Origin of the sequence: Bacillus sp. SM2101 (genome assembly GCF_018588585.1) — a bacterium.
GTDB classification, from domain to species: Bacteria; Bacillota; Bacilli; order Bacillales; family SM2101; genus Nanhaiella; species Nanhaiella sioensis.
In genome coordinates, this window is the sequence record NZ_JAEUFG010000051.1 from 1 (window position 1) to 10,805 (window position 10,805).

The following is a 10,805-nucleotide window of genomic DNA, read 5'->3' on the forward strand; positions in this document are numbered from 1 at the left end:
CATAATTGTTAGACAGACTCACGTACGGTGTTGTGAGAGGGGCGAAAATAATGTCCTTATTTTCCCTCTACTCGTTTGGAAAGGGGAAAAATATGAAACAAAATACAGATACTTTATATACATTCGTCACTGGTGGAGCTTTTGCAAGTCTCACTTTTTTAATGGGAATAGTAATTAATTTTCTAAAGACTGTAGCTTTATTGATGATAGTAGATTATTGGGTTGGAACTGCAGCAAGCGTTGGAGATAAGACTACATCTTCAAAATCGGCTTTTAAAGGACTACTAAAAAAAGCAAGGATGCTGTCATTAATCTTCGCGGGTATTTAAGTAGAAATTATAACTGGTAATGAATCAAGCTTTATGAGAAATGCCATATTGATGTTCTTAATCGGTACTGAAGGATAATAGAAAATTTATCAAAGCTCGGTGTGCCTTTCTCTGCATGCTTTATAGCTGTATTCGAACAAATGAGAGATAAAAGCAACGGAGGTGATAAATAGTTGCAAAACACTTAATTGTCGATATATGACATCACCAACCATCATTTTCTAGTTCACATAATAGTGGTTATAAGAAGTCTCTTATTCAATTCGATTAGTCAGGGGTGATTGTTATATCCCTCGTATCGACTCCAAAAGACACGTCGCTATCACACTATGTGTTTTATTCTATCTGTGTTAGTTACCTTCACTGATATATACATAATTTCCATAAGAGTTAATTGCCATTCCAACTGGAAAATCTACACAGGTTGGTAATGAAACAGTATCAATGATATTTTGTGTTTTTGTATCAATGACTGTTACATCGTTACTTGAATCATTTGCAACATAAGCTAATCTCATCGGGAGAAATAGCAATTACTAGATCGAATACATTATTTAGGCATCCCCAAACCACAGTAGCTTTTGATTCTACTTTAATGTAGTAGATCTATCTCTAATAAAATATAAATATATGAACATCACACACCATAAATTTGCATATATTTATATTTTTTTACATTAATGAACAAATTTTTACAATAAAATCATTGACCGAAAAAGGGAAAAATAGTAAACTAGTTTTGTGGTAATTAATAGGTAATTTATTCAATTAATATAGGTATACATATATTAATTGAATAAATTATACTATTGTTACAGAAAAAACATCTAATTTAAGGGAGTGGTTTGAATGTCATTGAAGAAAAATTTACTAGCTTTAGGTATATCTGGATTAATACTATCTACCTCTGTTTCTGCAGGTGCTGCAACTTTTATACCTACCCAGAGCCTTACTGGTACAAGCGCAGATTCAGGTGACTATAGTTTAGGTTCTGGAACAAGATACCTAAAAGGTACAGCTACAAAAGGATCAGGTGATGCACATGCCATGAAAATAGTTAAATGGTTTCCAGATAGTTCAGTAGCAACTTTAACAAACCTGACAAATCCAAATTCAGCGACTTCTTCTTTTACTGCCGTATCGACAAATAGTGCTGGTGACGGGCAGTCTTACTATGTTCGTTGGTTGGGTGATACTTCAACAGCTAGTGCAGATCTGCATGTTACCGACTGATACTAGTATAATCAGAAAATAATAGAGTTAGGTTTTTTAATTAACACTATTAGAGACTTTCTTTCTCTAGTAGTGTTAGCTATTTTATAATGAATCTAGAAAGGAGTTAGTAATAGCTTTTATAAGCACTTACTTCACACATTATTATGCTAAAATCATCTGTATATTATTTAAAAGTGTTAATCAAAAACCCGCTATTCACCTTTTCAATTATATTCTTATTTTTTTTATTATTATTTACAAAGAACACACTAGACATTTCAATATTTAACTTTGTGAAATTTTTTTATTACGGTTTTATCATCATTAATCTATTTTTCTTAATTGCTCCAACGATTACAATGAACAAAAATTCAGAAATACATAATTTCCTTGAAAGAAATATTATAAAAAAACAATCAATTGTACTATTAGCGTCTACTTTTTTAAGCATTGTCATTTCTATTATTCCAATATTATTTATTATGATCTTCAAGAATAGTTCTATTGACTCTAATATGACTACAGTAGGAATTCTACATTTTTTAATAATATGGATATTAACAAATTTACTTGCAGCTGCAATAGGAACCACTATAGGGAGTATTATTAAAAATGAGTGGTCAGCACTAATTTCTATCTTTATTTATAGTTTTTTTATTTGGCGTTCTTTAACTTTAGACAATAAAGCAATTCAAAAAATGTTAAATATATATGATGACAATCTTAGAGTTATGACTAATAATTTATTAGGATTAGTATTTAATCTTCAATATATATTAGATAAGATATTTATTGTATTACTTATTCTAATGTTTATAATTCTAGTTGGATTATTTCATAATACCAAAAGACGGTTCATATATTTATGTCTATCACTAAGCTGTATCATTTCAGTTGTTGTAACTACAAAATATTTAATAAACTCTGAACAAACCTTTACTCTTGAGTATCCAACTGTGAATGATGATTTATATTTAATAACATCTTATAATATGAATATTGATTTTTCTGAAAAAATTAAAAACGACATGTTAATGAATATAAAAATAGAAAATGATATAGATGAAATAGTTTTATTGTTAGATCAAGTATTCAAGATTAAAGAAATAAAGATGAATAATTCACCAATTGATTACTCATTTACTAACAATAAATTAGTAGTACATACTCCTCATAAAAAAGGAGAAAGAGTAACATTAAGTATAAAGTATGAAGGTACAATTTTTGTAAATAATGATCTAGGGGTTCCTAGTTTTTATGTTACAAAAAATGCAATTAACTTACCCGGAAATATTTTTTATTGGTACCCTAAAAATTCAAAGCAAGAAATAAGTGAATTTTCTATTAAAACTAACACTCAAGTATCTTTATTTTCTAATTTAACTGAAATAAGTTCAGACCTTTACCAAGGTAAAACAGGAAGTATATCTTTTTTTGCAGGACAATATAAAAAAGTTAATAAATATGGAGTAGAGTATATTATTCCCATAAGTTATAACTTTGATCGTTTTAATGAACATTTGAATAATATAAGTGAACAATTATCGAGTAAAGAGTATTCTGATGCTGAGATAGCACAAATACAAAATAAAAATTACAATCGCATTATAGTAGGTATCTGGCCAGTTTACTATAAATACTTTCAATTGAATGATGATACACTACTGGTAAATTATTTAGAATTATAGAAAAGGGGAATAACCGAAATGACAAACAAATTGACAGTAGAAAACATATCCTTTTCATATGGAAATAAAAACATATTAAATAATGTATCATTTACATGTGATAATGGCATTTTTGCATTATTAGGCAATAACGGTACCGGTAAAACAACTTTAATAAATCTATTAACAGGATTAAAAAAACCAAAATACGGAAAAATAACCTTAAATGGAATAAATTTAGTAGATACAAAAGAATACCCTATTAATTTAGTTGGATATTTACCTCAGGAATTCAAAATTTACGATAATATTACAGGCTATGATTTTCTGTCATATGTATATGATTCCAAATATTTAAATAATAGAGATAAAAATAAAGAAATAAAAGAGGTAGTAGAAAAATTCAATTTAGGCCCTATAATTAATAAGAAAGTTAAAAGTTATTCCGGTGGATATAAAAGAAGGCTTGGTATTGCCCAAGCAGTACTGGGAAAGCCTAAACTAATCATTATTGATGAACCTACAGTAGGGTTAGATCCTGAACAACGAGTAGAATTTAGGAATTATCTATCAGAAATAAGTGATAATGCAATCACAATTATTTCATCTCATATTATTGAAGATGTAGAGCTATTTAGTAAAAAGCTTTTAATATTGAAAGACAAGCATATAAGTTATAATGGCACAATAGATGAAATATTAGCAGAAAGTATACCAAATATACGTACTATTGAACTCTCGATTAAAGAGTTTTTTGAAATTAAAAATAGTTTCACTATTATCGAACAACAAAGAATTAATTCTGATAAAATCAAAGTACGCTACATTAACACCGAAGGGTTAGACATAGATATAGAAAATAATCGAGAAAAGGAGATATCATTGGAGAATGCTTACATTTATTTTCAAAAAAGATAAAGCTCTAGCAGATCATTACTTTAAAATATATGATACAAATGGTTTGAAAATTAAATTAACCTTCTGTATTATTACCCTAATTCTTATATTTTCCGTATTTAATCCGGTTACTTCAGATTATCTTATCTCTATCAAAAATCAATATAAGCTAATAAGTATTGATAATTTATTTGATTATACTATACCATTATTATCTTCATTTATAATATTTATTGTATTTTATAATGATTATAAAGACAGTGCATATAAATATTTAATGTTTTTGAATAAAAATAAATTTAATTATGTGATGTTGAAGCGCTATCTTATTTATACAATTGTCTTTTGTATTGGAACATTTATTTCAGGAGTTTTTTATTATCGTAATATTTCTTTTCTAGATACTACAAATTTATTGCTAAGTTTAAGATTCATACCTAATATATTATTTCTCTCTTCTTTTTTATTATGCATGACATCATTAACGAAGAACAATTATTTTGGTTTATTAATTACTCTGACTTATTTTAGTGGAGATTTATTATCAGGTGGAAGATTATTTTATATATTTTCTATCGGAGCACATTCAAATAATTTCTACTATATTATTTCTCCAGAGTACTATTTTTTAAACAGGATCATTTTGATTTTATTAACTGTTACTTTTATATATCTGTCTTGTAAAAATAGGATTATAAAGTAAGCAAGTTTAAAAACAAAAAAAACATCATCGAAAAACGGTGTGCTATTCAAAATAAAATGCTGTATTGGTTAGTTAAAGTATAAGAATTTACCGTAAGGTGTAAGTTCTTTTATTTTGCAATTAATTATAGATACAGTGTCAGTCCAATGCTTAAGTCAAGGACTAAAAAATTGATTGGTAGGTAAGGAATAAAATTTGTTTATGATGATTTGGAAGTAAATCTTTCTATCTAACAAAGTAAACAGCATAGGTGAGTTTTTTTGAATGAATAAGATCTTGATGGAACTTACAACACAGACAGTAAGGAATTACTATACTTGAAGTTAGCTCTCTTGAAAACGTTCAAATGAGCAGTCATATTGCTACATCATCATAGGAAGTGAATTATAGAAATTGAATGCAAATATTTAGGATAGTTAAATGAAGTTGTAAAACTGCATAACTAAAAAAATATGATAGATTTAATTGCAGGATAAGCCCCCATTGGAAGCCCTATTGCTTCCCTTCGTACCAAACATACACCTCAGTTATTTCAGTGTTTAGACTATTTTAAAAAATATGTTTCTATTCAGTGTACATCTATCTGCACGTATGAGTGTATAATGCAAGTGACATTTATGTAGTCAATTAATTTAGGGGATGATATAGGTGAAAGTAAGTACTGAAAAAGAAGCTTGGTCCTGGATAAAAACTATTTTGTTGGTATTGGTTATAGTCATCGTTTGCCGACAATACATATTTGAACCAATAAAAGTTGAGGGGGATTCCATGTCTCCTACATTTAAAAATAAAGACAAAGTAATAGTTTCTAAAATAAGTAAACTACAACATTTTGATATGATTGTATTTAACTCTCCAACTTCAAATGAAAATACTTATTATATAAAAAGAATTATTGGTCTTCCAGGAGATACAGTAGAAATAAAAGATGATTTTTTATACATTAACGGGGATATTTTTGAAGAACCATACTTAACAGCACATAACGGTATACATACTAGAGGAAATACACTAACAGAAGATTTAAAAGTAACTGTTCCAAAAGGTATGTTATATGTATTGGGAGATAATCGTAAAAATAGTATAGATAGTAGAAATTTCGGTTTTATTTCAGAAAAGGATTTGGTTGGAGAAGTAAAGTTCCGTTATTCTCCGCTAAATGAAATAGGTTTACCAAAATAATATTGGTATTTTGAACTGTCAACACCTAACTAGACAATTTTCTTAAGGTATTTATTTTTGTACTCAATAGGACTTGCTTAGGTAATTACCAAGATTCTAAGCACCTTCATTGGCATATAATAACTGGAGATCCTATAAAATAGTATGCTTAAAATGTTAAATGGTACTAAGGTTTAGTAAACACAAGCAAAAAAGGGGGTACGAGGTACCCCTTTTTATTGTAGATTTGAAATAAAGTCACGATGTTTATAAAAAAGATGCGAAGCTTTGCCCCTTTGGTTGAAGTTTTTTCAAGACCTAAAATAAAAAAGCAAAAAATTAAAAGGATATGGCTAATATGTGTAGCTTTAAAACCAAGTTTTATTTGTAAAAAAGTTCGATAACTTATAAAAAAGATTGATCAAAAATCCTGTTGAAAGGTTAGCGGGATTTTTTCTTATTCCAGAAAAGGGCTATATTGTGGAATAACTAGTTTTTTTGATTAATTATTTGTTAGGTTAAATTTGAGTGAATTTAACAGGCTTAATTAGCGTGCTTCCATTATAGTAAAAAATGATAAAATCCCATCTCCGTTTATGAGGGGGATTTTTAAAGTTTTATAAGTAGGATAAGCAGCCAACACGGCATATAAGAATTAGCTAAGACCATGTAGATGAATTCGTGCCTGATTTTTATTTATAAGACTTATTTTGTATTTTGTTTACTAGTTATTAGTACTTAATAACTAACGCATTTAAAGCACGAGTTTGAGCACGAATGGTATCGACAGCAGCACATGGCCCAGCATCTTGAATGAAAATTCGATAGGTTTGCATACCAGTACCTGGATAATCAACCCAAGTAAGGTTAGGGGTTATAGTATTTATTAAGTTATTCGCTTCGTTGGTGAACTCTCTTTGCAATCGAATTGTAGCTAAATTTATTGGTGTTCCATTATTGGTAATTCTTTGGAGGATATAATCTATGTCAATAGCTATGGGGCTGGACGAACTATCAGCAGTGATTTCCAAAGTAACAATAGAATTTAGATGTATGTTATTACCGTTTTTTGTGAATATAGGAGGCAAAGTCAATACAGACTGGGGCAGAAACATATTGTTGGAAAATAAAGTTAAGTCTATCAATGACTGATCTTTAAATGACTCTATAGCTTTCTCATTTTTACAAGTGCAATTACTCATAGTTTTTTCAGTCCTTTTAACGAATTAGTTATTATTAATAAATGAAAATTGCTTGAAGATGCAACTGATAAATGACCAAGTGCAAAATTTTTATTTATGGAACCTCATGAATTATTGTGGTTACAAAAAAATAGGAGTGATTCAGATGAACAGAGTTAAGTATACAGGTGATGTAGGTTGTAAATACATGACTCTTCTAGTAAATGAAGGCTCAAAAGAGTTTCATAGTGCTTATTTTTCAACAGTTCAAGGCCAAGACGGAAAAGACTATTTTATAAAAGATGAAAATGCTCCATTTAATATGGCGGAAGCACCTACTAAAAAAGAAGCTCTTAAAAAAGCAGAAGAGTACCTCACAAGGGTAGAAGTACCAGCAAAAAAACTACATTACATAAAAAACCTCAAGGATGCATTAGAAGATAATCCTTATCAATTTGAAGCTATACTCAAGGCTATTGTAGAAAGCCCATATCAAAGTGAACATGGAGATTTATGGGTAGACGAACCATCAGCAACAGCGATTCTATCCGATTTATATGACATGGCAATGGGAAACGGGCTTTTCGATGTTAATGAATACAACCGAACCTACGAAGAAGATGAAGTAGCACGTGGAACTTTATTGCATGTTGTGGATTAGGGGGATTGGCTTAAATGAAGAATTACTCAATTTACGTTAACGGGGTAAAGCAGGGTTCTATCAAGACAGAAAATATCAAGCAGTTTGTTGAAGATAATTATGCCGATGTTAGCTACAAAATAGACTATGAGGAAAATGAAGTGTTTATAAGAGCAGACATTCTTCAAGTGATAAGGAAAGCTTTAAGGAAATAAGGAAACTCAAGAGTAATTGTGTTAACTAGAAGTAATAGCAACAAAGAAAGGGTTTAACTCGACTGAAACAGTAGCAATAACAGAATGAGTTTTGACATCAATGACAGAGACCGTGTTGTTACCATTTACAATGTAAGCAAGTTTTCCATCAGGAGTAAATGCAAGCGAATTAGGAAATAAACCAACTTGAACAGTAGCAATAACAGAATGAGTTTTAACATCAATGACAGAGATATTGTTATCTTGAGTATTACCAACATAAGCAAGTTTTCCATCTGGAGTAAATGCAAGAAATTCTGAATCGTCACCAACTTGAATAGTGGCAATAACGGAATGAGTTTTAGTATCAATAACAGTAAGGGGATCTTCTTCACTTATAACAAAAGCAATCTTACCATCAGGAGTAAATGTAACAAAATCTGGCTCATCTCCAACTTGAATAGTAGCAATAACAGAATGAGTTTTGACATCAATGACAGAAATATTGTTATCACCTTCATTACCAACATAAGCAAGTTTTCCATCAGGAGTAAATGCAAGAAATTCTGAATCTTCACCAACTTGAATAGTGGCAATAACGGAATGAGTTTTAGTGTCAATAACGGTAACAGTCTCATCTTCATCAGTATTCACATAAGCAAGTTTTCCATCAGGAGTTAATGCGAAAAAAAATGCTTGATCAACTCCAACTGGAACAGTTGCAATAACGGAATGAGTTTTGACATCAATAATGGAAAGGGTAGCATCAGCATTATTATTAATGTAAGCAAGCTTTCCATCAGGACTAAATTTAGCCGACTCAGGAGTTGCTCCAACTTGAATCGTAGTAATAACAGAATGGGTTTTGGTATCAATGACAGAGACAAATCCACTGTTTCTTACAATGTAAGCAAGTTTTTCATCAGGAGTAAACGCAAGTGATATAGGAAGTGAACCAACTTGAGTTGTAGCAATAACGGAATGAGTTTTGGTATCAATGACAGAAACGGAGCCACTTGAAAAATTAGTAACATACGCAATGGGCATATAATAAACTCCTTTTTTGAAAGATTAAGTAATAATTATTTTATGATGAATGGTGAATCATGAGAATAAAATAAACACTCTTTCCAGAAAATTTTATGAAACATAATAAGCATTGTGGTTACTAAAGCAAAAAACGCCCCAAGAATGGAGGGCGTTCACATGAAGAAGCTTAGCTTAAACGGATCGTTTCTTTCTGAAAAACTCTCCTATCAAGTAAATGATGATCACAGGTATCACCGAAAGTACAGGAAATACAATATATGCTAAGATTTCCAATATTAATCGTTCCAAACATGTATTTTTTATGTTATAGAATCTTTATCATTTATTATATAGCAAAATATTAGATTATAAAATTAATGAAACATAATAGCAAAAATATCAATTATTGATTAAAGGTCCCTCACTTGAAATGTACTAAGAAGTGAGGGCAATATAAGAGATGCCACCGTACTTCTCATAATGAGGAATGGTGGTTCGGTTCCAGTAGGAAAGGACTACCTAACATATAGGATTACATATAGGTCCGTCAGTAGGACTAATTAAACACCTTATTTCAATCGCATTTAGGTGGTATTTCATTTGGCTTTAATCTTTTTCGTTTGAAATCAATAGTATTCCACTCTAGGGTTTTTTCATTACTAAGAGTGATTGTCACTAAATCATTGGGAGGACTGTGAGCACCTTCAAATGTTATTAGCTGCACAGTAACATTAAATATATAAGTGCCTGTGGGTAGCTTTTCAATTCTGATAATTTTATGGCACATAAATTGTTGGGGTTTGCCATACTGCTTCTCCAATTCCTTTGCAATTAAGGGATAAAGCAAAATGTGAATCACGTTATCACGCAACTGTACATCATTTTCAGTTACGGTTTCAGCTTGGACGGGAGAGAATAGAGTTAAGAAGGTAATTAATATTAAAAGGCTTTTTTTCATAAGTCATATCACCCTCGATTATTTTTACCTTATTTTCCCCATGTAGCTTTAATTTTCTCTTCTTTTGAGTTAATCTTTTTGTCATTTATTAATATTCGAAAAGGGGCTCGAGTCTTCGACAATATGGGGCAAGAATGTAGTTAAGGATATCCCGGCTACCTTTAACCTGGTGGAAATGAAGCCTGAAGAAGAATGTATACCAGAAAACAGGGTTCCGTAAAGTATATACTTTTCTTATTTCTTTTCTTGCACTTAAACGCTGTTACATGGTCTAAGTACCAAGACTCTTGTTATGAGGGCTAAAGTAGTTATATGAAACATAATAGAAAATGTGTCAATTAAGGAGTTGTACCTACGAAATTGTCATCACCGCAATAAGGAAATGTTACATTTTAATACTTTATACACTCATACCCCTTCCTATTTTAGGTTGGGGTAAAATTAACTGTTATGCAACAATTGTTTCCTTTAATTGAATACCTTACATAAGCATTTGTTTATTAATCCCAGCCATTTTGTTGATAATTTTTCAACTCAAATTTAAGTCCCTGGTCAAAATTAACGCTATATTCTAAAGTATCTTTATACCAACTCTTGAGTCCATTTTCATTTTTTTTATAAATTTCAATATCGATAAACACATCATATTGTGTATTGTCGTTTTCTTGCCTCTCCAGGGAAACAGGGATCTCAAGGGCCACCGGGACCAATGGGAATGCAAGGGCCACCGGGACCAGAAGTAATGAAGATTTTTTTAGCAGCTCAAACAGTAGATTTATCACTTGATAACAATTTTGTTGGGCTTGGTACCTCAGGAGTTTTCATAGAAAA

The 10,805-nt window shown here is 30.4% G+C and carries 13 protein-coding genes; 8 read left to right on the forward strand and 5 right to left on the reverse strand.

Annotation, left to right across the window (positions count from 1 at the left end; translation table 11 throughout):
• Positions 1-92 precede the first annotated feature (92 nt).
• Entirely contained in the window at positions 93-329 is a 237-nt protein-coding gene (locus JM172_RS23430; protein ID WP_214484799.1) for a phage holin family protein, read from the forward strand.
• Between the two features lie 350 nt (positions 330-679).
• On the opposite strand, the gene JM172_RS23435 is transcribed toward JM172_RS23430, so the two are convergent.
• A complete protein-coding gene (locus JM172_RS23435; RefSeq protein WP_214484800.1) occupies positions 680-847 on the reverse strand; it encodes a YncE family protein in 168 nt (55 codons plus the stop codon).
• A 331-nt stretch (positions 848-1,178) separates the two neighbouring features.
• Between JM172_RS23435 and JM172_RS23440 the strand changes: the two genes are divergently transcribed.
• The 5 genes from JM172_RS23440 to lepB all read left to right on the forward strand — a co-directional run bounded on the left by JM172_RS23440 (position 1,179) and on the right by lepB (position 5,993).
• Positions 1,179-1,562 (forward strand): hypothetical protein, encoded by a 384-nt coding sequence (locus JM172_RS23440; protein ID WP_214484801.1) that lies wholly within the window; start codon positions 1,179-1,181, stop codon positions 1,560-1,562.
• 275 nt (positions 1,563-1,837) lie between these two features.
• Positions 1,838-3,232: a hypothetical protein gene (locus JM172_RS23445; protein ID WP_214484802.1), complete on the forward strand. Its 1,395-nt coding sequence runs from the start codon at positions 1,838-1,840 to the stop codon at positions 3,230-3,232.
• A gap of 18 nt (positions 3,233-3,250) precedes the next feature.
• A complete protein-coding gene (locus tag JM172_RS23450; RefSeq protein ID WP_214484803.1) occupies positions 3,251-4,129 on the forward strand; it encodes an ATP-binding cassette domain-containing protein in 879 nt (292 codons plus the stop codon).
• Complete coding sequence (locus JM172_RS23455) at positions 4,101-4,811, forward strand: hypothetical protein (RefSeq protein WP_214484804.1); 711 nt, start codon at positions 4,101-4,103, stop codon at positions 4,809-4,811. Before JM172_RS23450 ends, JM172_RS23455 begins: the two co-directional genes overlap by 29 nt.
• A 648-nt stretch (positions 4,812-5,459) precedes the next feature.
• A complete protein-coding gene (lepB, locus tag JM172_RS23460) occupies positions 5,460-5,993 on the forward strand; it encodes a signal peptidase I (RefSeq protein ID WP_214484805.1) in 534 nt (177 codons plus the stop codon).
• A gap of 710 nt (positions 5,994-6,703) precedes the next feature.
• Here lepB and JM172_RS23465 read toward each other — a convergent pair.
• Positions 6,704-7,003, reverse strand: a complete 300-nt coding sequence (locus JM172_RS23465; RefSeq protein WP_214484806.1) for a hypothetical protein — start codon at positions 7,001-7,003, stop codon at positions 6,704-6,706.
• Positions 7,004-7,319: 316 nt separating this feature from the next.
• Between JM172_RS23465 and JM172_RS23470 the strand changes: the two genes are divergently transcribed.
• Positions 7,320-7,814, forward strand: a complete 495-nt coding sequence (locus JM172_RS23470; protein WP_214484807.1) for a hypothetical protein — start codon at positions 7,320-7,322, stop codon at positions 7,812-7,814.
• A 14-nt stretch (positions 7,815-7,828) separates the two neighbouring features.
• Positions 7,829-8,008, forward strand: a complete 180-nt coding sequence (locus JM172_RS23475; RefSeq protein ID WP_214484808.1) for a hypothetical protein — start codon at positions 7,829-7,831, stop codon at positions 8,006-8,008.
• 21 nt (positions 8,009-8,029) lie between these two features.
• Here JM172_RS23475 and JM172_RS23480 read toward each other — a convergent pair whose 3' ends face one another.
• From JM172_RS23480 to JM172_RS23490, 3 genes are all read right to left on the reverse strand, one after another.
• Entirely contained in the window at positions 8,030-9,034 is a 1,005-nt protein-coding gene (locus JM172_RS23480) for a cytochrome D1 domain-containing protein (protein WP_214484809.1), read from the reverse strand.
• Between the two features lie 556 nt (positions 9,035-9,590).
• Positions 9,591-9,974 (reverse strand): DUF3888 domain-containing protein, encoded by a 384-nt coding sequence (locus tag JM172_RS23485; RefSeq protein WP_214484810.1) that lies wholly within the window; start codon positions 9,972-9,974, stop codon positions 9,591-9,593.
• A 500-nt stretch (positions 9,975-10,474) separates the two neighbouring features.
• On the reverse strand, positions 10,475-10,675 hold the full coding sequence (locus JM172_RS23490) for a hypothetical protein (RefSeq protein ID WP_214484811.1): 201 nt from the start codon (positions 10,673-10,675) through the stop codon (positions 10,475-10,477).
• Between the last annotated feature and the right edge of the window lie 130 nt (positions 10,676-10,805).